Origin of the sequence: Janthinobacterium rivuli, from assembly GCF_009208735.1 — a bacterium.
Taxonomy (GTDB): domain Bacteria; phylum Pseudomonadota; class Gammaproteobacteria; order Burkholderiales; family Burkholderiaceae_D; genus Janthinobacterium.
The window spans coordinates 96,779-123,052 of record NZ_WFLJ01000014.1; the positions used below are offsets into that span (position 1 = coordinate 96,779).

Here is a 26,274-nt window from a genome sequence, read left to right on the forward strand (position 1 = left end):
ACCCTCAAGATTTCGGCAATCTTTCCTGCGAGGCACGCTTGCCGCGCCGCAGGCACGTTGCCATCCTGATGAGCCAGTCCTATAATTATGTCCACATAGCAACATTCATCCACCCTGACGCCACCGCCCCTCGCCATGTCCTTTCGAAAATTCTGCTGGACCTGCCTCCTGCTGGCCGCCTGCACTGCCTTAAGCGGCTGCATGAAAGATACACCTTCGCAATCCACGTACGAGGAATACTTCCGCACGTCCATACAAAGCTATGACCTGTACAAGCAGTACTTCGACATCGCGAAGCTGGAAAAGCTGAACGGCTGGAAAGAGAACGAACAGTATGAAATCAAGGGCTCGGCCGTGCTGCGCGCCAAGGTGGGCTACCTGGAATTGCTGGCCGACGTGGCCGACAAGCTCGAGGCAGAGGCGAAGACGGACGGCTCGGTGGGCATGACCATGGGCCTGGGCCTGATGGCGCGCGGCATGGGTGGCGAAAACAAGGTGTTCCGCGAATTCTGGGCGCAGCAACAGGAAAAGAAGGCGATTCCCGCGCCGCTGCTGGCGCGCCAGGCGGCGATGACGGCCGAGCGTTTCGAGAACCTGCTGCAATGGTCGGACCAGCTGGTGCAAGACAATTACGGCGCCATCATCAGCCGCCAGCTCAAGAAAGGCGATGAGCTGACCCGCGTCTACACACTGAGCTTCCGGCAGACGGAGAAGGGCTGGATGGGTTTCAACGCCCGCTAAGGCCGCCCCGCCACAAGCTCCGCACCGGCACCGGCGCGGAGCTTGTTTTCATGCTTTCCTGATTTACTTCACGTTCAGGCTCTTTTTCGCCTGCTCCAGCAAGTCCGTCTTGACCCAGTCCTTGGCCACGGGCGGCTTCGTCATGCGGCCCACGCCCGTTTTCACCATCACGTCCGTGGTCACCTGGATATGCTCGGGCGTGATGTCGTACGAATACGGCGAATTGCTGATCGCGTCGTCGAAGTCATCCTTCGTGATCTGGCCGCGGAACACGACTTCGCGCACATATTTTTCCGCCGTCGCCTTGTTGTCGATAAAGGTTTTCGTCGCTTCGACGAAGCAGCGCATGAATTTCTCCGCCACGGGACGGCGTTCCTTGTAGAACTTTTCCGTCATCACCATGGTACGCACGGGTTCGCCGATCGGCGTGTCGTACGGCTTGATGACTTCGCTGCCGAAGCCCTTGTTGATGGCCTGCGACGATTGCGGTTCTGACTGCATCATGGCGTCGATATTCTTGCCCATCAGCGCCTGGTTCAAGTCGGCGTAGGCCAGGAACACCAGCTGCACATCCTTGCCCTTGGTGTCGGAATACGTCAGGCCCGCTTGCGCCAGCTCGGCCAGCAGCAGCACTTCCTGGATGCCGCCGCGCGTCACGCCCACGCGCTTGCCTTTGAGTTCCTTGACGCTGGTGATCTTTTGCCCGGCGCCCGCCACCAGGCGCGCGCCGCCCTTGGCAAAGCCGGCCACCACATAGATGGGCGCGCCGCCCGCGCGGCCGGAAATGGCCGCCTCGGACGCCGTCGCGCCCACGTCCAGCTCGCCCGCGATAATCGCCTGCATCACGTCGAGGCCCTTGGCGAAGACATGCTCTTCGACCTTGATGCCGCACTTGGGCGCGATTTCCTTGATGTACGACACGGCGCCGTAATGGGCGAATTTCAAGTTGCCCAGTCGCACGACTTCCTGCGCCTGCGCCTGAACGGCGCCCATGCCGAAGGCCAGCATGAGGGCGGCGGCGATACCGGTCTTCACGATTGATTTTTGCTGCATCGGGTTCTCCTGTGGTGGTTGACGTGTGCCCGCAAGGGCACAGCTATGCGAAACACGGCTTTTTAATTATGAGGAGATAGTACCGTGTGTTAAGTAACCCTCGGGAAATTATTGTGAATTTATGACGAACAGAACCGGATGTTGTGCAAGGCGTCCGCTGCGACGCAGTGCGAGCACTGCTAGCTGCGGGCAACACCGCACAGCGCCGGTTATGGAAGTCAGAAATCACAATAATTTATTGGGGGTTACTTAAAGCCAGGGCAACATTTTTTTGCCGGCAGCCACGCTGCCGGCGTTGTCACTACTGTCCCGCCAGTGCCACCACCGGGTCGAGTCCCGACGCCTTGCGCGCCGGCATGAAGCCAAACACCAGCCCCGTCACCACGGCGCAGGCAAACGCGCCGCCGACGGCGCTGAGCGAAAAGATCACCGGCACGTCCCATACCAGCAACAAGCCGGCCACCGTCACGCCGACCACGATGCCGGCCACGCCGCCCACCACCGACACCAGCACGGCTTCGGTGAGGAACTGGCGCAGGATGTCGCGCCGGCGCGCGCCCGTCGCCATGCGGATGCCAATTTCGCGCGTGCGCTCGCGTACCGTCATCAGCATCACGTTCATGACGCCGATGCCGCCCACCACCAGGGAGACGGCCGCGATCAGGCTGAGCATCACGGTCATGTTGTCCTGCGTCTTGGCTTCGGCGGCGATCGACGCGGCCGCGTTGCTGATGCCATAGTCGCGGATGCGGTGGCGCTCGAACATGGTGGCGTCGACCGCCGCCTCCACCTCGGTCACGCGCTTGACATCGGCCACCGCCATCACCGTATAGGTCGGCTCGCGCTGGCCGAAGACGCGGATGCCGGCCGTGGAAAACGGCAGCAGCAGCACGTCGTCTTCATCCTTCTCGCCCGTCAGCGCGCCCTTCGCGCTCATCACGCCGATCACCTGGAACGGCACATTGCCGATCAGGATGCTCTGCCCCACGGGGTTGGCCACGTCGGGCATCAGCTTTTCCGCCAGGTGCGCGCCCAGCACGGCCACGGTGGCCATCTCGCGCTCGTCCTCCTCCGTGAAGAAGCCGCCCTTGGCCACCGGCCAGGTCTGGATCTGCGGCAGGGCCGGCCCCGTGCCGCGCACATAGGTCTGCACGTCGAGGTTGCCATGGCGTATGACCTTGTTGCCCGTGACATTCGGCAACACGTGGGAAATGCCCGGCACGTCCTTGAGCGCATCGAGGTCGGCCAGGGTGATGCTGCGCCCGGGGATGCGCGAACTTTCGCCGCGCGAGGCCATGTACAGCAGATTCGAGCCGAAGGCGCCCAATTGCGCCATGACCTGCTGGCGCGTGCCCAGGCCGATGGCCAGCATGACGATCACGGAAGCGACGCCGATGACGATGCCGAGCAGGGTCAGGCCCGTGCGGAAGCGGTTGATCCACAGCACGCGCCAGGCGGCGCGCGCCGCGTCGAGCAATTCCGTGCCCAGCGAGGCGCCCGTGTCATGGGCGGCGCGCGACATGTCCAGCGGCGGCAGGGCCGTCGACGTGGCGGGGATGGCAACGGCGCCCGAGTCGGCGACAATTTCGCCGTCGCTGATCTCGATCACGCGGCGCGCCTGGGCCGCAACCTTGCGGTCATGCGTGATGAGGATGATGGTGTGGCCCGCGTCGGCCAGTTCGCCCAAGAGCGCCATGACTTCGGCGCCGCTGCTGCTATCTAACGCCCCCGTCGGTTCATCGGCCAGGATGATGCGCCCGCCATTCATCAGGGCGCGCGCGATCGACACGCGCTGCTGCTGCCCGCCCGACAACTGGTTTGGCCGGTGATCGAGCCGCTCGCCCAGGCCCAGGCGCTTGAGCAGCGCTTCCGAACGGGCGTGGCGGGCCGCGGCAGGCATGCCCGCGTACAGGGCCGGCACTTCCACGTTTTCGCGCGCCGATTCGGTGGCGATCAGGTGATAGCCCTGGAAGACGAAGCCGAACGCTTCGCGCCGCAGCCACGCCAGTTCATCGGGGTTCAGGCTGGCCACGTCCTGGCCGGCGAAGCGGTAGCTGCCGTCGCTGGGGCGGTCCAGACAGCCGAGCAAGTGCATCAGGGTCGACTTGCCGGAACCGGACGCCCCGACGATGGCGACGAATTCGCCGGCGCCGATCGCCAAGGTCAAACCGCGCAGCACTTCCACGGCTGGCGCGCCGTCATGGCCGCCGTAGCGCTTGCGGATGCCCTGTAACTGGATCAAGGGCGGCTGGTCCGGCTGCCCCGCCTGCCCCAGCGACCTGGCCTCGCTCATGGCGCTCACAGCTGGAACCTGCTGCTGCCGCTGCCGGCCGGCTGCTCGCCCGTGACCAGCAATTCGCCTTCGCGCAAGCCTTGCAGCACTTCCGCGCTGAGGCGGTTGCGCACGCCCACGGTGACGGCGCGCGTATCGACCTTGCCGTCCGCATCCATCACGCGGGCCGTGAACTGCCCCGGCTTGGCGCCGTCTTCCGTCGATGGTTTCAAGGCCGGCAAGGGCACGGCCAGCACATTGTTCGCCGCCGCCGTGACGAACACCACTTGCGCCGTCATCTGCGGCATCAGTTCGCCGTCCGCGTTATCCACATCGAACAGCACGGTATACAAGATCACCTTGCTGGTCGACGGCGCCAGGGCCGTGCCGGCGGCAGAACCGCCGGGCACGGGCGGGGCCGGCAGCACTTGCCGCACCTTGCCGCTCCAGCGCCGCTGGTCGCCGCCCAGGGTGGTGAAGTACACGGGCATGTCCGGGCGCACGCGGCGCACGTCCGCTTCCGACACTTCCGTCCACACCGTCATGGCCGACAGGTCGGCAATGCGCAGGATGTTCGGCGTCTGGTAGGTGGCGTTCAGGGTTTGCCCCTCTTTCGCGTCCAGGCCCACCACCTTGCCGGCCATCGGCGCGTAGATGCGCGTGTAGCCGAGGCGCGCCTCGTCCGCCTTCAGGCTGGCCTGGGTCTGGGCTATCTGCGCCTTCAGGTGGTCGATCTTGGCGCCGGCCGACGCCAGGGTGGCTTCGGCCGTTTCCAGGTCGGCCAGCGGTGTCGAGTCGAATTTGGCCATCTGCTGCTGGCGCACGTGCTGCCGGCCCGCCAGGCGGTGCTGCGCCTGCTGGTCGGCCAGCTGCGCGCGCAAACCCGCCAGGGCGGCGCGGCCCGCATCGACCGTGGCTTGCTGCACGCTGGGGTCGATCTCGGCCAGCAGCTGGCCTTTTTCCACGGCGCTGCCGGGCTGCACGTGCAGGCGCGTGATCTGGCCCGACACCTGCGCGCCCACGTCGACATAGGTTTGCGGCTGCAGGGTGCCGATGGCCGTGACGCTCGCTTCGATGTTGCCGCGCTTGACGGGCGCCGTGTCGAACACGGTGGCCGGGCCGCGCGTGGCCCACAGGGCGCCGGCGCCAAACAGCGCCAGCAAGACCGCGCCGCCCAGGATGCGGGCGCGGCGGGAAGGCAGACGGGCCGCCATCAGGAAACCACTTTCAATACAATCAAAACATCAATCGGTGTCGCCAGGCATAAAAAACACATCGGTCTATCCTTGAAAATGGCGGTGAACATCACCGCAGGAACGTCACAAGACCTGCCAGCGCGGCGACGGCTGCCAGCAGGGAACTACGCAACAGCAATCGGGGGGCGTACGGCAGCAGCAGGGCCACCAACAGCGCGCCCACCCCGATGAATCCGAGCCAGGCGACCACGCCGACGCTGGCGCTCCAGCCGGCCACGCAGGGCCAAATGGCCAGCGCCAGCAGGACGGTACCGGCCAGTTGCAGCGCGCGCCGCACGTTCGGCGCCGCGTCCCTGCCCCAGACCTGGCCGTGATGGCGGTCCATCGCCAATGAAAGGCTGGCCATGCCCGCATACGACAGGCCCAGCGCGCACAGAATGGTGGTGATCATGACTGTCCTTCCGCAGTGACGTGCAAGCTGGCAGATGGTGTTTCCTTGCTTGCCGTCTTTTTGAGCGGTTTTTCCTTGCGCTTGTGGACTTTCCACGCGCCCCAGGCGGCCAGCAGGCCGAAGGCCATGCTGCCCAATTCCACGCCGGCGCTTTCCCAGTCGCCGCGCGCGAGCTGCGCCGCCAGGTTGTCGCCCGTGCTCAGCACATTCAATACGGGCAGCAGCAGGCACAGAGCGGCCAGCAAGCCCAATTGTTCGATCCACGCGCGCTTTTCCGCGCGCAGGCAGGCGTGCACCAGCATCAGGAACCAGACGCCGAAGAAGGCGCGCACTTCCCAGCCGGCGCGCTGCTCGATGCCGACGGGGATCAAACGGTTGGCCCACAGGAAGCCCGCGCAGGCGATGGCCAGGCCGGCGATGGCCGCCACGTTCAGGCAGGCGATGACGCGGTACACGCGCTGCGTGCAGGTGCCGAACTCGCCGCCCGACTTCTGGCGCCGCTTGACCAGGAACAGGATGGCGCCCGTGCCCATCATGGCCGTGCCGGCCAGGCCGCAGAAGAAGTACAGCCAGCGCATCGGCGTGCCGCCGAAGCCCACCATGTGCAGGTTCGACATGACGGAGCGCGTCAGGCCGGCGCCGCCCGTATCCGACTCGCCCGGCAGGCGCACGGCGACCTGCTCGCCCGTGGCCAGCGCATAACAGGCCCTGCCCGAATTGGCGCTCAGGCGTTCGAGCAGTTCCGCATCCTCGTTCCAGCCGTACATGCACACGCGCATGGAGGCGTCGTTCGGATTGTCCAGCACCACGGCGCGGATTTCCTGGCCGATGGCCTGTTCGGCGCGCAGCGCGAACGATTCCAGCGCGGGAATGGCCAGCGGCTGGCCCGTCTTCACGGGCTTGCCCGCATCGTTCCAGTCGGCCAGGAAGGCCTTCTTGGGATGGTCCATGCCGTATTGCGCCACCACGGGGGCCGGCACATAGTCGTCGCTGAAAAATGCCAGGCCCGTGTAGGCGATCATAAACTGGAACGGCAAGGTCAGCACGGCCACCGCGTTGTGCGCGTCGAGCCACGAACGCTGGCCCTTGGCCGGGCGGAAGGTGAAGAAATCCTTGAAGATGCGCTTGTGCGTGATGACGCCGCTCACCAGCGCCACCAGCATGATCATGGTGGTGATGGCGACGATCCACACGCCGATGCGTCCCGCGTGCAGCTCGTAGTGGAAATCGACGAAATGGTGGCCGCCGATCGTCTCCCGTTCCGTTGCCTCGCGCGCATGCTCGATGACGGCGCCCGTCAGCGGGTCGAGGTCCGCCGAGCCATAGCCGCCGCCGGGCTGGAACCAGTAGGCGGACAGGCCATGGCCGGGCCGCTGCACGGGCCAGATTTCCCACATGTCCGCCTTCGGGTGTTCCTTCGCCATGAAATCGAGCGCCAGTTCCAGGCGGTGCGCCCGGTCCGTGACCTTCGGCAGCGGCGGATCATTCGCGTGCGCCGCCTCTTCCAGTGCGTGTTCGGGCATCATCCAATGGCCGATCGGGTCGTCGAAGACGGCCAGGGTGCCGGTCAGGAAAATGGCGAACAGCAGCCAGGAAATCCACAGGCCGCTCCACGTATGCAGCCAGGCCATGGTCTGGCGCAAGCCGCCCTGCTGCGGCGTTTTCACCACTTTGTCGACCTTGACGGCGTTCATGCGGCACCCCGCGACAGCAGCAGGCCGATGCCGCCGCACAGGATCGCCGGCAGCAGCATGCCGAGCCAGGCGCGGCGCAGGTCTTGCACGGCAAAGACCCAGATGACGGCGCAGGTGTAGACGACGAAGGCGCTCAGGGTGGCCGTCAGCACGGCTTCGGCGCGCGACAGCGGCAGCACGGCCGACAGCAGCACGGCCACGCCGGAGGTGAGCGCATAGCCGCCAAAGACGGCGGCGAGCACGCGCGAGAACAACATCCTGTGGGCCGATTTCATCATCGCGGCGCTCCCTGCGGCATACGCGGCGTCACACCGTCGCGGGCCAGATTCCACTGCACATCCATAAGCCATGCATCCTTCATTCGAGTAGGTGAGTTCATCAGTTAGAGTTTGTAATTGAGTGTCAGCATCAGGTTACGCGGCGCGCCCACCAGGTTGCCGAAGACATCGGAATAAATGCTCTGGTAATAGCGCTTGTCGAGCGCATTGTTGACGTTCAGGCGCAGCTCGGCGCGGCTGTCGATCTGCCACGCCGCGTTCAAGCCCAGGATCGCGTAGCTTCCCTGGCGCAGGCGGGCATCGCCATCCGTCGATTCCGTCGCGCCCTGCCCGTACACCGAGGCGCCGACGCGCCAACCCTGCGCCGCGCCGGACAGGCGGTAGCTGGTGGCCAGCTTGAGCTGCTGGCGCGGATAGCGGCTGTTGAAATCCTTGCCGATATTGGCCGGATCGCTGTCGCGCGTAAATTGCGCCTTTACATAGGTATAGCCGGCCGACAGTTGCCAGTTCGGCGTCAGCGCGCCCGCCACGTCCAGCTCCACGCCTTCGCTGCGCACTTCGCCCGACGCGCGCTGGCAATAGCCCCAGGCGCTGCCGGGGCAGGGATACGGGCCGGCCAGGTCGTCGACGCCCCGGTTTTGCTGGCGGATCTGGAACACGGCCGCGCTGGCATTGAGGGCGCCGCCGAAGTATTCTCCCTTCACGCCCGCCTCGTAGTTGGTGCCGCTGATCGGCTTCAAGGGCTGCGCATTGGCATCGGTGGCCGCCTGCGGCTGGAAGATTTCGGTCCAGCTGGCGTACACGGAATGCTGCTTGTCGAGGTCATACACGACGCCGGCGTAGGGCGTGAATTCGCGCGCCACCGAGTAGCCGGCATCGTCCTTGTACCAGCTCACGCGCCCGCCCAGCACCAGCGACAGCGGATCGGCCAGGCGCATGCGCGTGCCCGCATACACGCCGCTTTGCTCGGTGATGCTGGCCGTGCGCCACTGCGCATAGTCGATGACGGGGCGCGCCACGCTGCCCGCGTCCCAGTGGAACGGGTCGATCACCGGCGCAGCCGCGCCCCAGCTGTACGGTGCCCAGCCGCCATAGCTGTTTTTTGACGAACGGCGGTGGCTGGCGCCGACGGTCAGCTCGTGCTCGCGGCCGAACAGGCTGTAGCTGCCGCTGGCATACGCGTCATAGCTGGTGTTGGCCAGCTCGGCGCGGTAGCTTTGCGAATTGAAGCGCAGGGTGTCGCCGCGCCGGTTGATGCCGGAAAACGTCGTGTCGATCTCGGGCGTCTTGCGCGTGGCCGCCAGCCTGGCTTTCCAGCCGTTGCCGAAGCGGTGTTCCAGTTCGGCGAAAATGGTTTTATCCGTCTGGCGCCAGTCGTCGAAGTCGCTGCCCAGGTAAGTGGAGCGGGGCAAATTCAGGAAGGTGCCGTCGACGGCCGTCACCACGCCCGTCGTGACGCCGTCGTTATCCGTCTTGCGATAGTGGGCGCCCACCGTCAACGTCGTGTCGGGACGCAGGTCGGCTTCGATGATGCCGTACAGCTGGTGGTTGCGGCCATGCAGCACGTCGACAAAATCCTGCTTGTCCTGCAGCGTCGCGACGATGCGCCCGCGCAGGGTCTTCGCTGCATTGAGCGCGTTGGCCGCATCGACTTCCAGGCGGTAGTTGCTCCAGCTGCCGACGCTGGCCGAGAACGACGCTTGCGGCGTGGCCGTCGGGCGCTTGCGCACCAGGTTGATGGCCGCGCTGGGCGTGCCGCTGCCCGTCGTCAAGCCCGTGGCGCCGCGCACCACCTCGATGCGGTCGTAGATGGCCAGGTCGTCATTGTCGCCATTGAAGGTGCCGTTCGCGCCCAGGCTGGTGGGCAAGCCGTCGAACAGGATGTTGTCGACTGGAAAGCCGCGCGCGCTGAAACTGCCCGAATCGCCCGTGAAGTTGCCCTTTTGCATGACCAAGCCCGTGATCGACTGCACGGCGTCGTCCAGGGTCGTGATGCCCAGGTCGTCGATCTGCTGGCGCGTCAGCACGCTGACCGACTGCGGCGTCTCGCGCAGCGACAGGTTCAGCTTGGTGGCCGTATTGCTCACGCCCGTCGTGTAGGAGCCGCTGCCTTCCGTTGTCACATCGCGTCCTGCCGTGACGGACACGCCGGCCATGGTCTGCTCGGACGCGGGGCTGGCTGGCGCCTGCTGCGCCATGGCCGGCAGGCTGGCGGCCAGGCACAGGGCGGCGGCCGCTTGCGCCAGCGGGTGCCGCTGAGGGCGATGCGAGACGAAATTGACAAGATACGAAACCTGTTGCATGAAAAGTCCTGAAAAGTGGCGTCATCAGACGGTAGAAAACAGGCGCCCTACTCTGTAGGTGCCGCGAAAACGAAAAACGGGCAGCCGGATGGCCAATATTTTTTGTGCAGCGTGCTACGGCGCCGGTTCGACCGTCACCCAATACCGCGTGCGGCTGCGCACCTGCACCGGCAGCGAGTTGGGCAGCATGTTCAGGATGCGCTGGGTATCGGCCAGCGGGAACACGCCCGACAGGCGCAGCTGGGCCACTGCCGGCGCACAGTCGATGACGCCGGGGCGGTAGCGGGCCAGGTCGGCCAGGAAATCGCCCAGGCTCACGTCGTCGACGATCAGCTGCCCGCGCGACCAGGCGTGCGCATGCGCATCGATGGCGTGCGGCGCGGCCGGCGCGTGGCGGGAAAATACCGCGCCGCGCCCTGCCGCCAGCAGCAAGGGCGCGCCCGTGCCGTCGCGGGGTCGGATTTCAACGGCGCTTTCCAACACGGCCACGGTGCTGTAGTCATCCTGCTGGCGCACGGCAAAGCGCGTGCCCAGCGCGCGCACCAGGCCTTCGCGCGTGGCCACCACCAACGGCGCGTCGCTGCCGGCGCCATGGCCGCTGGTGACGAGGATCTCGCCGGCCAGCAGCTCGATCAGGCGGCGGCTGGCGTCGAAACGCACGTTCACGGCGGAGCCCGTATTCATGCTGAGCACGCTGCCATCGTCCAGCACCACCTCGCGCTGCTCGCCCGTCGCCGTGCGGTAGTCGGCACGCAGGGCGCGCACGCCGTCCCACGCGTCCGTCTGCGCGGCCAGCACGCCGCCGGCGGCCGCCACGCCCAGCCACGCCAGCAACTGGCGCCGCTTGCCGTTGACGACTTTCTGCGGCGTGCCGGCCAGCGCCTGCGCGGCCGCACCGCGGTGCAAGCCGTTGAAGCGCCGCGATACCGCCTCGATATGCCGCCAGGCCCGTTCATGTTCCGGGTCGGCCCCGCGCCAGCGCTGCCAGGCCGCGTGTTCCGCTTCGCCGGACTCGCTCGACATCAGCACGGTCAGCCACTCGGCCGCCTGCTGCTGCACTTCCTCGGCGATGGCCGCCGGGGATGCGGGGTCTGCCGCCGCGCTCATGCCGGCAGCGAGAAAAACACCTGGCGGTTGGCCCGCGTCAGGTATTGCTTGACCGAGCTGGACGACACCTTCAGGCGCGCGGCGATCTCCGCATAGCTGAGGCCCTCGAGCTGCGCCAGCAAGAACGCCGTGCGCACGGGCGCGGGCAAGCCGTCGAGGGCCTGGTCGATTTCCTGCAAGGCTTCCAGCGCCAGCAGCCGCTCTTCGGGCGCGGGCGCCACCTCGGGCGGCAGGCAGGCCAGCGCTTCCAGATACGCGTCCTCCAGCACTTGCCGGCGGTGGCGGTGCGCCAGCAGGCGCCGCGCGATGGTGGCGAGAAAAGGCCGCGCTTCGCGGATCCGCGGCGCGGCATCGGCCGTCAGCACGCTGATGAAGGTGTCTTGCGCCAGGTCCGCCGCCTCGCCCGCATTGCCCAGCTTATGCCGCAACCAGCCCTGCAGCCAGCCGTGATGGCTGCTGTAGAGCGCGTGCAGGTCTTGTTGCTGTGCAAAATCGGCGGCCGACATGGCATCCCTTTCCGCTCAGGCGTGCGGTGCCCGAGAATGTAAATAAGAATTATTCTCATTCTAACCGCGCAATGCCTTTCATGCAATCGCGGCATTGGCAGAAATACCAACTAATTCAAAAGCCGGCCAACCGCCAGGCGCTGCAGCGCAGGACCGCCCGCCACCCGCGATAAGGTAAAATGACGGCCATCGTCCGGCTTGCGCCGCCCACTCCCAAGCTTTTCATTGCAGGTTCATCATGCTAGATAATCTCACCCAACGGCTTGCCAAAGTCGTCAAGACCATGCGCGGCGAGGCGCGCCTGACCGAAGCGAACACCGCCGACATGCTGCGCGAAGTGCGCCTGGCGCTGCTCGAAGCCGACGTCGCCCTGCCCGCCGTGCGCGAATTCATCGCCAAAGTCAAAGAAAAAGCCATGGGCGAGGATGTCATTTCCTCGCTCACGCCAGGCCAGGCCCTGGTTGGCGTGGTGCAGCGCGAGCTGGCCGCCCTGATGGGCGCCGACCTGGGACCGGAAGCGTCGCAGATCAGCTTTGCGCAGCAGCCGCCCGCCATCATCCTGATGGCCGGTTTGCAGGGTGTGGGTAAAACCACCACCGTCGGCAAGCTGGCGAAGTACCTGAAGGAAGAAAAGAAGAAGAAAGTGCTGACCGTCTCGGCCGACGTGTACCGTCCCGCCGCGATCGCCCAGCTGCAATCGGTCACGGCCCAGGTCGGCGCCGACTTCTTCCCGTCCACCAGCACGGACAAGCCGGTCGATATCGCCCTGGCCGCGCTGGACTGGGCGAAAAAGCATTACCACGACGTGCTGATCATCGATACGGCGGGCCGCCTCGGTATCGACGAAGAGATGATGCGCGAAATCGCCGCCGTCCACGGCGCCGTGAAACCGATCGAAACCCTGTTTGTCGTCGACGCCATGCTGGGCCAGGACGCCATCAATACGGCCAAGGCCTTCAACGATGCGCTGCCGCTGACCGGTATCGTGCTGACCAAGCTCGACGGTGACGCGCGCGGCGGTGCGGCCCTGTCCGTGCGCCACATCACGGGCAAGCCGATCAAGTTTGCCGGCGTCTCGGAAAAACTCGACGGCCTGGAAGCGTTCGACCCGACCCGCATGGCCAACCGCATCCTGGGCATGGGCGACATCCTCGCCCTGGTGGAAGAGGCGCGCAAAGGCGTCGACAGCAAGGCGGCGGCCGACCTGGCGCAAAAGATCAAGGTCGGCGGCAAGTTCGACATGAACGACTTCAAGGCGCAACTGGGCCAGATGAAGAAAATGGGCGGCATGGCCAACCTGATGGACAAGCTGCCGGCCCAGTTCCAGCAGGCGGCAGGCGGCAAGAACATGGATCAGGCCGATAAACAGGTGCGCCGCATGTGCGGCATCATCGACTCGATGACGCCGCAGGAACGCGCCAAGCCTGAATTGATCAAGGCCACGCGCAAGCGCCGCATCGCCGCCGGCGCCGGCGTGCAGGTGCAGGAAGTGAACCGCATGCTGACGCAATTCGAGCAAATGCAGACGATGATGAAGAAATTGTCGGGCGGCGGCATGATGAAGATGATGCGCAGCATGAAGGGCATGATGCCTGGGATGAGGTAAGGCTTCAAAATCCGCTGCGCGGTGGTCCTTGCGGCCGGCGATGCTCACCGTCCTTTAGTACGGTTGCGCTTCTCGGCCACACACCATCCGCTCGCTGTGATTTTGAAGGCCTTCATTAAGCCGCGTGTGCAATTCGACAGGCTAAAAACATCGTTCTAAATCATGCCGGATTGCATTTTCATGTGTCCGGCATCACTCTTCCCTCCCCCTGCAGCCCCCCTCCCCGCATAGCCAGTAACCATGCCATTTACGGGCAAAACCGCCGTTCTGCGCTCCCAAGCGGTGCGCCCGGGCGACAGCATGGCCATTTCCCTGCTTTTTCCTCGTGAAAACGTGAAAAACACTTGCATACAAGGTAAATCCACACCAATATTAGCCGTGCGATTAATTGCGCAATTTCCCATGTGTTTGTTAAGGAGGCTCGAAGATGGCAACAGCCAAAAAAACCCCAGTAGCAGCGCCAGCCAAAGCAGCAGCAGCAGCCAAGCCTGCAGCCGCCAAGAAAGCAGCACCCGCAGCCAAGGCAGCAGCTAAACCAGCAGCGGCGAAGAAAGCGGCAGCACCGGCAACACCACGCAAGCCAAACGCAGCATTCATGAAAGCAATGACGCCATCGAAAGATCTGGCCGCCGTTGTTGGCGCAGCACCACTGCCGCGCACGGAAGTGACCAAAAAGGTATGGGATTACATCAAAAAACTCGATCTGCAAGATCCGGCCAACCGCCGCATGATCAATGCGGACGACAAGCTGAAAGCAGTTTTCGGCGGCAAAGCCCAAGTCTCCATGTTTGAAATGACGAAACTGATCTCCGATCATTTGAAATAATCAGATACGCACAGGGCGTTTTTGCGCCGTGTGAGTGCCCCGCCGCATCACTGCGAGCGGGGCATTTTTTTGGGGTCAGACCCTGCAGGATCGGAATTCGCCCCACTGGGGCGCACTCCCCCCGGCCCTCATTTGAATTCCCAATGACGCCACGCCGCCCGCACGGCATTCGGATACTCGGCCCGCCCGCGGCTGCCGTTATACCGCCCCAGCGCCAGATACAAATCGCCTCGTTCCATATCCAGGTACATGCGCAAAATCGCGCAGCCATAGCGCAGATTCGTCTGCATGTGGAACAGCTTGCTGCGGTCGCTGTCGCCGATCACGCCCGTCCAGAACGGCATCACCTGCATGTAGCCACGCGCGCCGGCCAGCGAGACGGCGTATTTGCGGTAGGCGGACTCCACCTGGATCAGACCCAGCACGAGGGCCGGCTCCAGGCCCGCGCGGCGCGCTTCATACCAGACGGTTTCCAGGAATTCCGTGCGCAGTTGCGCGTCCGGCAGCTTGCGTTGCAGGCGTTGCGACATCTGCGCCAGCCATTGCTGGTAGCGCTGCAAGTCGGCGGGGGTGGCAAATTTGGGTTGCGGCGGGCGTTCGTCGCGGATCGCGTGCGACAGGGCCAGACGGACGGAGTCGGCCAGCGCCTCCTCCTTCTGGTTGCCGGCCTGCGCCGGAGAGACGCAGGCCAGGCAGGCGGCCAGCGCGAGCGCGCCAGCCGTCTTGCTTACTGATAGGCGCTTCACTGCGCCATTTTGCCCTGGATGAAGGCGACGATCTCGTCCGGCGACACGCCGGTCGCCTCCGTATCGCGGCGGCCCTGGTATTCCAGCTTGCCTTCTTTCAGGCCGCGCTCGCCGATGACAATGCGGTGCGGCACGCCAATCAGTTCCCAGTCAGCAAACATGGCGCCAGGACGCAAGCCGCGGTCGTCGACGATGACGTCCACGCCAGCGCCTTGCAGTGCCGTGTACAGCTTCTCCGTCTCTTCCTTGACCAGTTCGCTACGGTCCATGCCCATCGGGCACAGCACGACCTCGAATGGCGCGATCGATGCGGGCCAGATGATGCCCTTGTCATCGAAGTTCTGTTCGATGGCGGCGCCCAGGATACGCGTCACGCCGATGCCGTAGCAACCCATCTGCAGCGGCGCAGGCTTGCCGTTTTCGTCGAGGAAGGTGGCTTTCATGCTTTCCGAGTATGCCGTACCCAGCTGGAACACGTGGCCCACTTCGATGCCGCGCTCGATGGCGAGCGTGCCCTGGCCGTCCGGCGAGGCGTCGCCGGCGACGACATTGCGCAAATCGGCCACGATGGCAGGCTCGGCCATGTCACGGCCCCAGTTGGCGCCCGTGTAGTGGAAACCGGCCTCATTCGCGCCGCAGACGAAGTCGCTCATGTGGGCGACCGTGCGGTCCGCCACCACGGTGACGGGGGCGCGGGTACCGATCGGACCCAGATAGCCGGGAATCGTGCCGTAGACTTCCAGGATTTCCGCTTCCGTCGAGAAACGGTGACCGGCCAGGCCGGCAACCTTGCCCACCTTGATCTCGTTGAGTTCATGGTCGCCGCGCAGCAGCAGCATGAAATGCTGTTTCGTGACTTTTTCGTCCTTGCCCGTCGTTTCCACCGTCAGCGCGATGGTTTTCACGGTCTGCGACAGTTCCAGGCCCAGCAGTGTGGCCACGGTTTCGCACTTGACGGTGTCCGGCGTGGCCGTTTTCGTCAGCGCCTGGCTTGCCGCCGGACGCTCGCCGGCTGGCGGCAGCGCTTCGGCCGCTTCCATGTTGGCGGCATAGTCGGAGGTCGGGCAATACACGAGCGCGTCTTCACCCGTGTGGGCGATGACGTGGAATTCATGCGAACCGGAACCGCCGATGGCGCCGTTGTCGGCGGCCACGGCGCGGAATTGCAGGCCGAAACGCGTGAAGATGCGCGTGTAGGCGTCAAACATGACCTTGTACGACGCTTGCATGCCGGCCAGGTCGCGGTCGAACGAGTACGCGTCCTTCATGGTGAATTCGCGGCCGCGCATCAGGCCGAAGCGTGGGCGGCGCTCGTCGCGGAACTTGGTCTGAATGTGATAAAAGTTCAACGGCAACTGGCGGTAGGACTTGATTTCCGTGCGCACGACGTCCGTGATGACCTCTTCCGATGTCGGCTGGATCGCGTATTCGCGACCGTGGCGGTCTTTCACGCGCATCAGTTCGTCGCCCATCTTGGTCCAGCGGCCCGTCTCCTGCCACAGTTCGGCCGGCTGCACGAGCGGCATCAGCAGTTCGATACCGGCGGCTTTGTTCATCTCGTCACGGATGATGGCTTCCACCTTGCGGATCACGCGCAAGCCCATCGGCATGTAGGTATAGATGCCGGAACCGAGGCGTTTGATCATGCCTGCACGCATCATCAATTGGTGGCTGACGATTTCCGCGTCAGAAGGTGCATCTTTAAGTGTGGAAATAAAAAAACGGGAGGCGCGCATAACGGTGAATTCTTTTTAAAAAGAGAGGGTTATAATCAACCTAATTTTAAAGGATTAGCTGGCTGATGCGTCCATACTTTACACAAATGCGCTCAATTGGTGCGATTCCGGCGCTTTTCGCACCCCGAAAAGGTCACCGGCTTGCGAAGTTGTGGGTAATTATGTAAAAAAGGACGCTCTGTCGCAGAAAGTTTGAGGTGCATTATGCTCGACCGTGAAGGGTTTCGTCCCAACGTCGGCATCATCCTGCTAAACGCCCAGAACGAGGTGTGGTGGGGCAAGCGGGTGCGCGAGCACTCATGGCAGTTTCCGCAAGGCGGTATCAAATATGGCGAAACACCGGAACAAGCCATGTTTCGCGAACTTGAAGAGGAAATCGGACTCAGACAGGAACACGTCAAAATTGTCGGACGCACCCGCGACTGGCTGCGCTATGAAGTGCCAGACCACTTCATCAAGCGCGAGATTCGCGGCCATTACCGTGGCCAGAAGCAGATTTGGTTTCTGCTGAGAATGTGCGCGCGCGACAACGACGTCAATCTGCGCCTGACCGACCATCCGGAGTTCGACGCCTGGCGCTGGCATGAGTACTGGGTCCCGCTCGATGTCGTCATTGAATTTAAACGCGATGTCTACCAGCGCGCCTTGCAGGAGCTGTCCCGCTTCCTGACCTGGCCCGTGCATGGCAACGCACAGCAAGCGCACCGCCACACGTCGCGCTACCTGCGCCAGCCCCATGCGCCACGGGCACAGGATGGCGCGGCACTGGCCAAGCCTTGCGACGGCATCGCCGCCGAAGGGTGTACGCCGGAGCTGATCTTGCCGGGCAAGGGGTAGTCCACCGCAATGAACGCACTCTCCCACGCAAAAGGGGCAGCCTGAACAGGCTGCCCCTTTTTTCATTCAGGCAGTAAACTCCCCTGCCGGCAAAGCTGACTTAGTTTGCCGCCGGCGCTGGCGCAGCGGCTGGCACGTCGAGCGTGATCGCCTTCAAGCCCAGGATATTGCTGCTGTAGTGGCGGATCTTGTTGGCCAGGGCCGGGTCGTTGTTCAGCTTTTGGCCGTACGACGGCACCATTTCCACCATCTTGGCTTGCCATTCCGGCGTGGCCAGGCGGCTCTTGAATGCCGTTTGCAGCACCTTGATCATGATCGGTGGCGCGGTCGAGGCGCCTGGCGAGGCACCCAGCAGGGCGACGATGCTGCCATCGGCGGCGCCGACGACTTCCGTGCCGAACTGCAGCAAGCCGCCTTTGACAGGATCATCCTTGACGATCTGCACGCGCTGGCCCGCGTTTTGCAGGGTCCAGTCTTCCATCTTGGCGTTCGGCAAGTACTCGCGCAACGTCTTCAGGCGGTCTTCCGGCGTGTTCATGACTTGCTCGACCAGGTATTTCGTCAGCGGAATGTTGTCGTAGCCGGCTTGCAGCATCGGTTTCACGTTGCCCGTGCCGATCGAGGCAGGCAAGTCGATCCACGAACCGTTTTTCAGGAACTTCGTCGAGAAGGTGGCGAATGGGCCAAACAGCAGGGCTTTCTTGCCATCGATGATGCGCGTGTCCAGGTGCGGCACGGACATCGGCGGCGAACCGACGGATGCCTTGCCGTACACCTTGGCCGCATGCGCCGCCACCAGTTCCGGATTGGTGGTGACCAGCCATTGGCCGCCCACCGGCACGCCGCCGTAGCCCTTGGCTTCAGGAATGCCCGATTTTTCCAGCAGCGGCAGCGAACCGCCACCGGCGCCGATGAAGACGAACTTGGCGCGCATGGTCTTTTCCTTGCCAGCGGCCAGGTCTTTCACCGTCACGTTCCACACGCCATCGGCGCCGCGCTGGATGTCTTCCACCTGGTGGCGCAGGTGCAGGACCATGCCATGGCTGTCCGTCAGGTAGCTCACGAGGCCGCGCGTGAGGTTGCCGAAATTGACGTCGGTACCGATTTCCATGCGCGTCGCGGCCACTTTCTGGCCCTTGTCGCGGCCTTGCATGACCAGCGGCGCCCATTGCTCGATCTGCGCCTGGTCTTCCGAATACAGCATGCCCTTGAACAGGTTTTCCTTTTGCAGCGCGGCGTAGCGCTTCTTCAAAAAGGCAATATTGTCGTCGCCCCACACAAAGGCCATATGCGGCACATTGTTGATGAAGGTCTGCGGCGCGCCCAGGTGCTTGTTGGCCACCTGATAAGCCCAGAATTGCTTGGAGATTTCGAATTGCTCATTGATGGCAACGGCTTTCTTGGTCTCGATGCTGCCATCGGCCGCTTCCGGCGTGTAGTTCAGCTCGGCGAATGCCGAGTGGCCCGTGCCCGCGTTGTTCATCGCGTCCGAGCTTTCGGCGGCCACGGAATCGAGGCGCTCGACCATTTCCATCGTCAGCGAGGGATCGAGTTCCTTGAGCATGCTGCCCAGGGTGGCGCTCATGGTGCCGGCGCCGATCAGCAGCACGTCGACCGGTTTTTCGGACGAGGCCGGAGGGGTCTTGTCACATGCCGCCAGGATCAGGCACGACATCAAAAGTAATAGCGATTTACGCATACGTAACTCCGTTTATGAATACTGAAGGATGATTCTTGCGCGCCACCTTGGCGGCACCATCGCTGTAGTGAATGAAAAACAGCCGGCCGGCCGGAACGCCAGGGCGGCCGGACAGGTCGATATCGATGGTGATAGGCATGCTGCCGCGCTCCGGAATAAGCCAGGAGCAAGATCTGGTGGCAAAGGTGCGGGCAATGGAAGCACGGAGTGGTAACAAAATCGCCATCGTGTCCAGAGCAAATATCAAGAGCGGCGATTTTATCACCGTTATTTGGCGCCGCCGGGCCGCGGCGGTAGTGGATAATACTTACTGCAGGGTATTAAATGACGGTGACTATCGGGTCATGCAAGCGGACGCCAGACGGCAAAAAGGGCATCCCCGATGCCCTTCGTTGACGTACGCGGTACAATGCCGGCTGCCCTTTAGCCATAGTCATCCAGCCATGTTCAACCCCTCTTCCGACGACGTGCGCCGCTTCTTTTGCGACACCTTGCGCAAGCACCGCGCCCATGAAATCCTCACGCCGATGGAAGCCATCGCGCTGGACTGGATCCTCGAACACCCCGAGTATGAAAACGAATTGAGCGACGTCGAGGCGGCGCTGGCGCGCGACTATTCCGTCGAAGGCGGACAGGCCAACCCATTCCTGCACCTGTCCATGCATCTGTCGATCACGGAGCAGGTGCAGGTGGACCAGCCGCGCGGCATCCGCCCGGCCGTCCAGCAACTGACCCAGCGCCTCGATTCGGCCCATGCGGCCCAGCACGAAGTGATGGAATGCCTGGGCCAGATGATCTGGGCGTCGCAGCGCTCGGGCTTGCCGCCCGATACGGATGCGTATATCGACTGCGTGCGCCGCCGGTAGGAACACCTGTCAAAACCTGTTGCGCGTCGCGCTTTGCGGCCTGCGATGCTCACCGGCTCGGCGCCCCCGTACTAAAGTACGGTTGCGCTTCTTAGCGACAAATCGCTGCCGCTCGCTACGGTTTTGCCAGTTGTTGTGCCAGTACTACCTCACATCGGTTTTACTGCCTCTTTCATGCGCTGAGGCAAGGCCTGTGCAGGCCCTCTTCCCAGCAATCCCAGCACCACCTGCAGCGCCATGGCCACCGCGCCGACGATGAAGACCACGTCGCCGAAGGTGCGTATCCAGCGCAGGTTCTGCAACAGCGGCTGCTGCATGAAGCCTTCGCTGCGCGCATACCACAGGCCTTCCGTCACGCTGGCGTGGAACTGGATGATGCCGATCGGCAGCAAGCTGGTGAAGATCATCAGCGCCAGTCCCCCGTTCAAGCCCCAGAACGCCGTCTTCATCAACGCAGGGCTGAAGCGGTAGTCGGGCCGCAGGTAGCGCAGCACCAGCAAGGTAAAGCCCAGCGCCAGGAAGCCGTACACGCCGAACAGCGCCGCATGCGCATGCACGGGGGTCGTGTTGAGGCCCTGGATATAGTACAAGGCCACGGGCGGGTTGATCATGAAGCCCAGCACACCGGCGCCCAGCATGTTCCAGAAGGCGACGGCGACAAAGCACATCAACGGCCAGCGCAACTGCTCCATCCACGGCGCGCGCTCCTTCAGGCGCCAGTTTTCCCACGCTTCATGGCCCAGCACGATCAGCGGCACCACTTCCAGCGCGCTGAAGCTCGCGCCGATGGCCATCACGGGCGTGGTGGTGCCGGCAAAGTACAGGTGGTGGAAGGTGCCGGGTATGCCGCCGAGCATGAACAGCGAGGCCGACGCCAGGCTGGCCGTCGTGGCCATGCGCACCGACACCAGGCCCAGGGTCGAGAAGATGAAGGCCAGCGCCGTGGTGGCGAACACTTCAAAGAAACCTTCCACCCACAGGTGCACCACCCACCAGCGCCAGTATTCCATCACGGACAGGTGCGTGCGTTCGCCGTAGAACAGGCCGGCGCCGTAGAACAGGCCGATGGCGCCCACGGACGCGGTCAGCAGCGCCAGCAGGTTCTTGTCGCCGCCCGGCTGGCGCAAAGCCGGCACGACGCCGCGCAGCATCAACACGAGCCACAGCAGGATGCCGACGAATTTGCCGATTTGCCACAGGCGTCCCAGGTCCACGTATTCATAGCCCTGGTGGCCGAGCCAGAAATTCCACTCGGGCGGCATCACTTGCGCAATGGCCAGGTAATTGCCGATGAAGGAGCCGACGACGACAGCGACCAGGGCCCAGAACAGCACGTCGACGCCCAGGCGCTGCCACTTCGGATCCTTGCCGCCATTGATCAGGGGCGCGAGGAACAGGCCGGCAGCCAGGAAGCCCGTGGCGATCCAGAACAGCGCGGCCTGGATGTGCCAGGTGCGCGTGAGCGCATACGGGAACCAGCGCGACACGTCGATGCCGTAGAACTGCTGCCCTTCCACCGTGTAGTGCGCCGTGAAGCCGCCGATGAAGACCTGGAAGATGAACAGCGCCACGACCAGGAACAGATACTTGCCCAGTCCCCGCTGCGATGGCGTCAGCGCGAACGTGGTGAGCGGATCGCGCGGACCGGCCGCCGGCAGCGCATCGTCATGGTCGCGCAGGAAGGCCCAGCCCCAGACGAGGAAGCCCACGCCGGCCAGCAGCACCACCACGCTGGCGACCGACCAGACGAGGTTTTCGCCGCTGGGCTGGTTGCCGATCAGCGGTTCATGTGGCCAGTTGTTCGTGTATGTGACCTTCTGGCCCGGACGCTCGGTGGCGGCGGCCCACGCCGTCCAGAAGAAGAACTGCGTCATCTGCGCGCGCCGCTCGGCGCTGGGCAGGGTGTTTTCCTTCATGGCGAAATGCTCGCGGCTGGCGTGCAGCGCAGGCGCGTCGGAGAACAGCTGGTCGTAATAGTGCGCCGTGTCGGCGATGGCTTGCACGCGGCGCGCCGACAGGCGCAGCACTTGCGCATCGTCGACCCGGTTGGCGCGGTATTCCATCTTGAGCGCTTCGCGCAGCGCCGCCTGCGCGGGGCCGTCGAGCGCCGCGTAGGCCTTGCCATGCTGCTCCTGCGCGGCCAGTTCCAGCCAGGCCGTCAATTCGCGGTGCAGCCAGTCGGCCGTCCAGTCGGGCGCCTGGTAGGCGCCATGGCCCCAGATGGAGCCGAGCTGCATGCCGCCGACGGATTGCCAGGCCGTCTGGCCGTCGAGGATGCCTTCGCGGTCGAACAGTTGCCGGCCGTCTTGCGCCAGCACTTGCGCGGGGATGGGCGGCGCCTGCCGGTAGACTTCCGTGCCGTAGTAGCCGAGCAGCGAAAACGTCACGATCAGCACACCGATCAGGGTGAACCAGAGTTTTTTGTAGGGACCCATGGGTCTTTCCTTTGTCAGTGCACCGCGGCCGGCGCAAAGCGCTCGAACAGGATATTGTTTTCGGTATGGATGTGCGCCATCAGGTCTTCGCGGAAGGTGCGCAAGCCCGTGTACAGCGCGCGCCAGGTGGTGCAGGCGCCGCCAGGTGCGGTGATATCGTTCGTCATTGCCTCCATGGCGCGCAAGGCCACGCCATGGTCGTCATGCTCCATGCGCATGACGTTGATGGGCGCGCCGGCGCGTGGCCCCTGGCCGCGCACGATCATCGGGAACAGCACGTCTTCTTCCTTGCGCATATGGCTTTCCAGCTCCTGCGCCATGGCCGACAGGTGCTCCGCCAGCCCGTGCGGACAGTCGGCGCGGTCGCCATGCACCTGCTCGACCTTGCGTGCCAGGCGTATCAGCTCGGGCAGCTGCTCGCGGTGCACGGCGTGGTAGCGCGCCAGGATATGTTCCACCAGCTCGGTGGCCGAGGCGTCCTGCCAGTCACGCTCGCCGCTGGCGTCAATCCGTCCTGCCAGCAGTTTCAGTTCCTCGACGATGGGCGCCGTGTCCACGCCGGCCGCTTCGGCCGCCGCGCGCAGGGTCTTGTTGCCGCCGCAGCAAAAATCCAGGCGGTGCGCATCGAACAGGCGCGTGGCGCCAGGGATGCGGCGGGCCAGCTGGCCCAGAGATTGTTCGATCAGTTCCATAGATGCTCCTTGATGATGAATGGGGGGTGTTTTATTGGACTGCGCCCGCGTGGTAGACGCCGGGCACGGGTTCGCCCGTCACTTCCAGCACGCCCACGGCGCCCTTGCCGGCGCGCGACAGCGCGTGGTCGACCAGCAGATAGCTGCCCGGATGCTGTACCTTGAGTTCGACGATGGTCGCGCCGCCCGGTGCCACGAGCGTGGTCTGCACGTCGTGTTTCGGGCTGCTGATCGAGCCTTCGCTGTACACCTTGTCGAAGATCTCGCCGATGACGTGGAAGGATGAAATCTTGTTCGGGCCGCCGACGCCGAAATAGATGCGCACCGTCTCGCCCACTTTCGCCTGCAGTTTGTGCGTCTTGCTCAGGGCGCCCACTTCGCCGTTGAAGACGTAGTAGTCGGGCAGTTCATTGGCCATTTTTTCCAGGTTCGGTTCCTGGTGCACGGGCGCGCCGTGCGGACGGCCCGTGTACATCTCGCCCTGCATCACGTAATACTCGCGGTCCACCTTCGACAGGCCGCCTTCCGGTTCGACGAGGATCATGCCGTACATGCCGGCCGCGATATGCTGCGGCACCAGCGGCGTGGCGCAGTGGTAGACGAACAGACCCGGATTGAGCGCCTTGAAGGTGACCGTTTTTTCCTGTCCCGGCGCCACCTGCGTATGCTGTCCGCCGCCATGGCCGCCCGTCACCGCGTGCAGGTCGATCGAATGGATCATCTTGCTGTCCTTGGCGTTGAACAGGGTCAGTTCGACCGTGTCGCCCACCTTCGCGCGCAGCATCGGGCCAGGCACTTGCCGGTTGAAAGTCCAATAGGTAAAACTGGTGCCGTCATCGAGCTTGCCCGGCAATTCCACCGTCTCCATGCGGTACTTGAGCAACTGCGGCGCGCGCGCGCCGATGGCGGTCGGCACGGAGGCCGGATTGGCGGCCACGCTGACGGCCGAGGGATCGGGGCCGCGCATCGGCGACGGCGCGGGCGTGTACAGGGCCAGCGCGGCGGCCTGGCTCGATTCGCTGGCCGCGCTGCCGGCGCCAGCAGCCTTCGGCGCGCCCGCATCGGCCAGCGAGGTGCCGGTCACTTCCAGCTTGCCTTCCATGCCGATCTGCCGGTGGCCGGGAATCGAGCAGTAATAAGTGAACGTGCCGGCGCGCATGACCTTGAAGCGCACGCTGGTGCTGCCGCTGTTGGCGCTGAATTTGGCGGAAGCCACGTTCAGTTCCGGGATCAGAAAATCATGTTCGGCGCCTTCGCCGCTTTTCAGCACGAGTTCGACCGTGTCGCCCACCTTGGCCGCCAGCACGGGGTTGACCTGGCCCTTGGCGTCGATGAATACCATCTTGCCGTCGACGATATTGGTTTGCAGTTCATAGCGCTTGAGCGCGGCGGCGGCCGGTTTGGCCGCAGTGGCGGCGGCGCTGGCCGGCAGGCTCGCCTGGGCTTGCACGGACAGGGGCAGGGCCAGTACGCAGACGGCGGCGGCAATGGCGCGGAGGGAGGGAGTCGTTTTCATCAAGCTTTCCTTGGTCTTGTATGCCGGTTCGGCCCCCTTACCTAGGCAATCCGTGTGCCAGGAAAAACTTGTTTTAAATCAACGATTTGAAAAATGCAGGGTCATAATGACCCTTTTCAAGCATGGTCCGTTGTACCCTGCATGGTAGTTATGACCACCACCGCCATCCACCTGCTGCTGCTCACCGACCTGGTCGCCGACCTGCCCGTGGCCGTGCGCCTGCAGCGCCTCGTCGGCAGCCTGCGCGCGCACTTCGGCTGCGAGGCCGTGGCCTTGCTCAAGCTCGATGGCGAACATTTGCGCCCCGTGGCGATGGCTGGCCTGGCCAGCGACGCGCTGGGACGCCGCTTCGCCGTCGCCGACCATCCGCGCCTGGCCGCCATCCTGCAGCGGCGCGGTGTGCTGTGCTTCCATCACGACAGTTCCCTGCCCGATCCCTACGATGGCCTGATCGCCGAGCGGGCCGGCGAACCGCTGCCCGTGCACGACTGCATGGGCATGGCGCTGGACCTGGAAGGCGAACGCTGGGGCGTGATCACGCTCGACGCGCTGCAGGTGGGCACCTTCGACGGGCAGGCGCAGCGCGACCTGGGCGAGCTGGCCTGCGCCATCGAGGCGGCCGTGCGCGTGACCCGCCTGGAGACGGAAATCCGCGCCCTGCGCCTGTCGGGCGGCGCCATGCTGGCCGATGCGCAGGCGCCGCGCGAGGAACACGACTTCGTCGGCCAGAGCAGCGCCATCACGCACTTGCTGCACGAATTGCAGGTGGTGGCCGATTCCGAACTGCCCGTGCTGCTGCTGGGCGAGACGGGCGTGGGCAAGGAACTGTGCGCGCACCGGCTGCACCGGCTGTCGCGCCGCGCCGGCAAGCCCCTGATCCACGTCAATTGCGCGGCCTTGCCCGAATCCCTGGCCGAAAGCGAATTGTTTGGCCATGTACGGGGCGCGTTTTCCGGCGCCGTCAGCGACCGGCCCGGACGTTTCGAGGCGGCCGAAGGGGGCACCCTGTTTCTCGATGAAGTGGGCGAGTTGCCGCTGTCGATACAGGCCAAGCTGCTGCGCACCCTGCAAAATGGCGAAATCCAGCGCCTGGGCGCGGACCGGCCGCGCCGCGTCAACGTGCGCGTGATCGCCGCCACCAACCGCAGCCTGCGCGAGCATGTGCGCGACGGCACCTTCCGCGCCGACCTGTATCACCGCCTGTCCGTGTATCCCGTGCCGATTCCGCCGCTGCGCGAGCGGGGCAATGACGTGCTGCTGCTGGCCGGCGGTTTTCTTGAGCTCAACCGCGCGCGCCTGGGCTTGCGCAGCCTGCGCCTGTCCGCCGCGGCGGAAAACGCCCTGTGCCACTACCGCTGGCCCGGCAATGTGCGCGAACTGGAACATGTGATCAGCCGGGCCGCGCTGAAAGCGGTGATCCGCGGCGCGGACCGCAAGGATATCGTGACGCTGGAAACGGATATGCTCGACCTCGATGCGCTGGAAGCGCCGGCCGGTGCGGACGCGCCGCCGCCAGTGCCAGTCGCGTGCGGCGCGCCGGCGGCGCCGCTGCTGTCCATGCATCAGATCGTGGAAGCGAGCCAGCGCCAGGCCATCCGGCAAGCGCTGCTCCTGCATCAGGATAACTGGGCCGCCGCGGCGCGCCAGTTGGGGCTGGACGCCAGCAATTTGCATAAGCTGGCGCGCCGGGTCGGCTTGAAAGCCTGACCCGGGC

At 64.5% G+C, this 26,274-nt stretch carries 22 protein-coding genes; 6 read left to right on the top strand and 16 right to left on the bottom strand.

Going from position 1 to position 26,274, the window contains the following annotated elements; genetic code table 11:
• Nucleotides 1-201: 201 nt before the first annotated feature.
• Nucleotides 202-741 (top strand): hypothetical protein, encoded by a 540-nt coding sequence (locus GCN78_RS19285; protein ID WP_152253139.1) that lies wholly within the window; start codon nucleotides 202-204, stop codon nucleotides 739-741.
• A gap of 63 nt (nucleotides 742-804) precedes the next feature.
• Here GCN78_RS19285 and GCN78_RS19290 read toward each other — a convergent pair whose 3' ends face one another.
• The 9 genes from GCN78_RS19290 to GCN78_RS19330 all read right to left on the bottom strand — a co-directional run bounded on the left by GCN78_RS19290 (nucleotide 805) and on the right by GCN78_RS19330 (nucleotide 11,601).
• On the bottom strand, nucleotides 805-1,749 hold the full coding sequence (locus GCN78_RS19290; protein WP_413465220.1) for an ABC transporter substrate-binding protein: 945 nt from the start codon (nucleotides 1,747-1,749) through the stop codon (nucleotides 805-807).
• A 346-nt stretch (nucleotides 1,750-2,095) separates the two neighbouring features.
• Nucleotides 2,096-4,087, bottom strand: coding sequence for a MacB family efflux pump subunit (locus GCN78_RS19295; protein ID WP_152253141.1), 1,992 nt, complete (start codon nucleotides 4,085-4,087; stop codon nucleotides 2,096-2,098).
• Between the two features lie 5 nt (nucleotides 4,088-4,092).
• Nucleotides 4,093-5,280 (bottom strand): efflux RND transporter periplasmic adaptor subunit, encoded by a 1,188-nt coding sequence (locus tag GCN78_RS19300; RefSeq protein WP_152253142.1) that lies wholly within the window; start codon nucleotides 5,278-5,280, stop codon nucleotides 4,093-4,095.
• 91 nt (nucleotides 5,281-5,371) lie between these two features.
• Complete coding sequence (locus GCN78_RS19305; RefSeq protein ID WP_152253143.1) at nucleotides 5,372-5,713, bottom strand: DUF3325 domain-containing protein; 342 nt, start codon at nucleotides 5,711-5,713, stop codon at nucleotides 5,372-5,374.
• On the bottom strand, nucleotides 5,710-7,407 hold the full coding sequence (locus GCN78_RS19310; protein WP_226939727.1) for a PepSY-associated TM helix domain-containing protein: 1,698 nt from the start codon (nucleotides 7,405-7,407) through the stop codon (nucleotides 5,710-5,712). Before GCN78_RS19310 ends, GCN78_RS19305 begins: the two co-directional genes overlap by 4 nt.
• Nucleotides 7,404-7,685, bottom strand: a complete 282-nt coding sequence (locus GCN78_RS19315; protein WP_152253144.1) for a hypothetical protein — start codon at nucleotides 7,683-7,685, stop codon at nucleotides 7,404-7,406. The genes GCN78_RS19310 and GCN78_RS19315 overlap by 4 nt, the downstream gene beginning before the upstream one ends.
• A gap of 104 nt (nucleotides 7,686-7,789) precedes the next feature.
• Entirely contained in the window at nucleotides 7,790-9,988 is a 2,199-nt protein-coding gene (locus GCN78_RS19320) for a TonB-dependent siderophore receptor (RefSeq protein ID WP_152253145.1), read from the bottom strand.
• 114 nt (nucleotides 9,989-10,102) lie between these two features.
• A complete protein-coding gene (locus tag GCN78_RS19325; RefSeq protein WP_152253146.1) occupies nucleotides 10,103-11,095 on the bottom strand; it encodes a FecR domain-containing protein in 993 nt (330 codons plus the stop codon).
• On the bottom strand, nucleotides 11,092-11,601 hold the full coding sequence (locus GCN78_RS19330) for a sigma-70 family RNA polymerase sigma factor (RefSeq protein ID WP_152253147.1): 510 nt from the start codon (nucleotides 11,599-11,601) through the stop codon (nucleotides 11,092-11,094). Before GCN78_RS19330 ends, GCN78_RS19325 begins: the two co-directional genes overlap by 4 nt.
• A gap of 238 nt (nucleotides 11,602-11,839) precedes the next feature.
• Between GCN78_RS19330 and ffh the strand changes: the two genes are divergently transcribed.
• Nucleotides 11,840-13,207: a signal recognition particle protein gene (ffh, locus tag GCN78_RS19335; RefSeq protein ID WP_034746567.1), complete on the top strand. Its 1,368-nt coding sequence runs from the start codon at nucleotides 11,840-11,842 to the stop codon at nucleotides 13,205-13,207.
• A 427-nt stretch (nucleotides 13,208-13,634) separates the two neighbouring features.
• Entirely contained in the window at nucleotides 13,635-14,033 is a 399-nt protein-coding gene (locus tag GCN78_RS19340) for an SWIB/MDM2 domain-containing protein (RefSeq protein ID WP_152253148.1), read from the top strand.
• A gap of 128 nt (nucleotides 14,034-14,161) precedes the next feature.
• On the opposite strand, the gene GCN78_RS19345 is transcribed toward GCN78_RS19340, so the two are convergent.
• Both GCN78_RS19345 and GCN78_RS19350 read right to left on the bottom strand, forming a co-directional pair.
• On the bottom strand, nucleotides 14,162-14,779 hold the full coding sequence (locus GCN78_RS19345; protein ID WP_152253149.1) for a lytic transglycosylase domain-containing protein: 618 nt from the start codon (nucleotides 14,777-14,779) through the stop codon (nucleotides 14,162-14,164).
• Nucleotides 14,776-16,515: a proline--tRNA ligase gene (locus tag GCN78_RS19350; RefSeq protein ID WP_152253150.1), complete on the bottom strand. Its 1,740-nt coding sequence runs from the start codon at nucleotides 16,513-16,515 to the stop codon at nucleotides 14,776-14,778. Before GCN78_RS19350 ends, GCN78_RS19345 begins: the two co-directional genes overlap by 4 nt.
• 204 nt (nucleotides 16,516-16,719) lie before the next feature.
• On the opposite strand from GCN78_RS19350, the gene GCN78_RS19355 reads away from it, so the two are divergent.
• Nucleotides 16,720-17,352 carry an RNA pyrophosphohydrolase gene (locus GCN78_RS19355; protein WP_076566319.1) on the top strand — a complete coding sequence of 211 codons (633 nt, stop codon included), beginning with the start codon at nucleotides 16,720-16,722 and terminating at the stop codon, nucleotides 17,350-17,352.
• A 100-nt stretch (nucleotides 17,353-17,452) separates the two neighbouring features.
• Here the strand turns inward: GCN78_RS19355 and mqo are convergent, their stop codons facing one another.
• On the bottom strand, nucleotides 17,453-19,051 hold the full coding sequence (gene mqo, locus GCN78_RS19360; RefSeq protein ID WP_226939728.1) for a malate dehydrogenase (quinone): 1,599 nt from the start codon (nucleotides 19,049-19,051) through the stop codon (nucleotides 17,453-17,455).
• Nucleotides 19,044-19,190: a hypothetical protein gene (locus GCN78_RS29415; RefSeq protein ID WP_193316794.1), complete on the bottom strand. Its 147-nt coding sequence runs from the start codon at nucleotides 19,188-19,190 to the stop codon at nucleotides 19,044-19,046. Before GCN78_RS29415 ends, mqo begins: the two co-directional genes overlap by 8 nt.
• A 304-nt stretch (nucleotides 19,191-19,494) precedes the next feature.
• Here GCN78_RS29415 and GCN78_RS19365 point away from each other — a divergent pair, with 304 nt between their 5' ends.
• Nucleotides 19,495-19,917, top strand: a complete 423-nt coding sequence (locus tag GCN78_RS19365) for a DUF1841 family protein (RefSeq protein WP_070218599.1) — start codon at nucleotides 19,495-19,497, stop codon at nucleotides 19,915-19,917.
• Between the two features lie 149 nt (nucleotides 19,918-20,066).
• On the opposite strand, the gene GCN78_RS19370 is transcribed toward GCN78_RS19365, so the two are convergent.
• From GCN78_RS19370 to nirK, 3 genes are read right to left on the bottom strand one after another with little or no spacing between them, the layout of a single operon-like run.
• Nucleotides 20,067-22,352: a nitric-oxide reductase large subunit gene (locus GCN78_RS19370; RefSeq protein ID WP_152253151.1), complete on the bottom strand. Its 2,286-nt coding sequence runs from the start codon at nucleotides 22,350-22,352 to the stop codon at nucleotides 20,067-20,069.
• A gap of 14 nt (nucleotides 22,353-22,366) precedes the next feature.
• Nucleotides 22,367-23,044 (bottom strand): iron-sulfur cluster repair protein YtfE, encoded by a 678-nt coding sequence (ytfE, locus tag GCN78_RS19375; protein ID WP_152253152.1) that lies wholly within the window; start codon nucleotides 23,042-23,044, stop codon nucleotides 22,367-22,369.
• A gap of 31 nt (nucleotides 23,045-23,075) precedes the next feature.
• The gene (nirK, locus tag GCN78_RS19380; protein WP_152253153.1) at nucleotides 23,076-24,560 is read right to left on the bottom strand and encodes a copper-containing nitrite reductase; all 1,485 of its coding nucleotides are present in this window, start codon (nucleotides 24,558-24,560) and stop codon (nucleotides 23,076-23,078) included.
• A gap of 150 nt (nucleotides 24,561-24,710) precedes the next feature.
• On the opposite strand from nirK, the gene norR reads away from it, so the two are divergent.
• A complete protein-coding gene (gene norR, locus GCN78_RS19385; RefSeq protein WP_152253154.1) occupies nucleotides 24,711-26,267 on the top strand; it encodes a nitric oxide reductase transcriptional regulator NorR in 1,557 nt (518 codons plus the stop codon).
• Nucleotides 26,268-26,274 lie beyond the last annotated feature (7 nt).

Bases quoted from the DNA above. Each gene is read 5' to 3' on its own strand.
- GCN78_RS19285 (WP_152253139.1), top strand. From the start codon at position 202: ATGAAAGATACACCTTCGCAATCCACGTACGAGGAATACTTCCGCACG.
- GCN78_RS19290 (WP_413465220.1), bottom strand. From the start codon at position 1,749: ATGCTGGCCTTCGGCATGGGCGCCGTTCAGGCGCAGGCGCAGGAAGTC.
- GCN78_RS19295 (WP_152253141.1), bottom strand. From the start codon at position 4,087: ATGAGCGAGGCCAGGTCGCTGGGGCAGGCGGGGCAGCCGGACCAGCCG.
- GCN78_RS19300 (WP_152253142.1), bottom strand. From the start codon at position 5,280: ATGGCGGCCCGTCTGCCTTCCCGCCGCGCCCGCATCCTGGGCGGCGCG.
- GCN78_RS19305 (WP_152253143.1), bottom strand. From the start codon at position 5,713: ATGATCACCACCATTCTGTGCGCGCTGGGCCTGTCGTATGCGGGCATG.
- GCN78_RS19310 (WP_226939727.1), bottom strand. From the start codon at position 7,407: ATGAACGCCGTCAAGGTCGACAAAGTGGTGAAAACGCCGCAGCAGGGC.
- GCN78_RS19315 (WP_152253144.1), bottom strand. From the start codon at position 7,685: ATGATGAAATCGGCCCACAGGATGTTGTTCTCGCGCGTGCTCGCCGCC.
- GCN78_RS19320 (WP_152253145.1), bottom strand. From the start codon at position 9,988: ATGCAACAGGTTTCGTATCTTGTCAATTTCGTCTCGCATCGCCCTCAG.
- GCN78_RS19325 (WP_152253146.1), bottom strand. From the start codon at position 11,095: ATGAGCGCGGCGGCAGACCCCGCATCCCCGGCGGCCATCGCCGAGGAA.
- GCN78_RS19330 (WP_152253147.1), bottom strand. From the start codon at position 11,601: ATGTCGGCCGCCGATTTTGCACAGCAACAAGACCTGCACGCGCTCTAC.
- ffh (WP_034746567.1), top strand. From the start codon at position 11,840: ATGCTAGATAATCTCACCCAACGGCTTGCCAAAGTCGTCAAGACCATG.
- GCN78_RS19340 (WP_152253148.1), top strand. From the start codon at position 13,635: ATGGCAACAGCCAAAAAAACCCCAGTAGCAGCGCCAGCCAAAGCAGCA.
- GCN78_RS19350 (WP_152253150.1), bottom strand. From the start codon at position 16,515: ATGCGCGCCTCCCGTTTTTTTATTTCCACACTTAAAGATGCACCTTCT.
- GCN78_RS19355 (WP_076566319.1), top strand. From the start codon at position 16,720: ATGCTCGACCGTGAAGGGTTTCGTCCCAACGTCGGCATCATCCTGCTA.
- mqo (WP_226939728.1), bottom strand. From the start codon at position 19,051: ATGCGTAAATCGCTATTACTTTTGATGTCGTGCCTGATCCTGGCGGCA.
- GCN78_RS29415 (WP_193316794.1), bottom strand. From the start codon at position 19,190: ATGCCTATCACCATCGATATCGACCTGTCCGGCCGCCCTGGCGTTCCG.
- GCN78_RS19365 (WP_070218599.1), top strand. From the start codon at position 19,495: ATGTTCAACCCCTCTTCCGACGACGTGCGCCGCTTCTTTTGCGACACC.
- GCN78_RS19370 (WP_152253151.1), bottom strand. From the start codon at position 22,352: ATGGGTCCCTACAAAAAACTCTGGTTCACCCTGATCGGTGTGCTGATC.
- ytfE (WP_152253152.1), bottom strand. From the start codon at position 23,044: ATGGAACTGATCGAACAATCTCTGGGCCAGCTGGCCCGCCGCATCCCT.
- nirK (WP_152253153.1), bottom strand. From the start codon at position 24,560: ATGAAAACGACTCCCTCCCTCCGCGCCATTGCCGCCGCCGTCTGCGTA.
- norR (WP_152253154.1), top strand. From the start codon at position 24,711: ATGACCACCACCGCCATCCACCTGCTGCTGCTCACCGACCTGGTCGCC.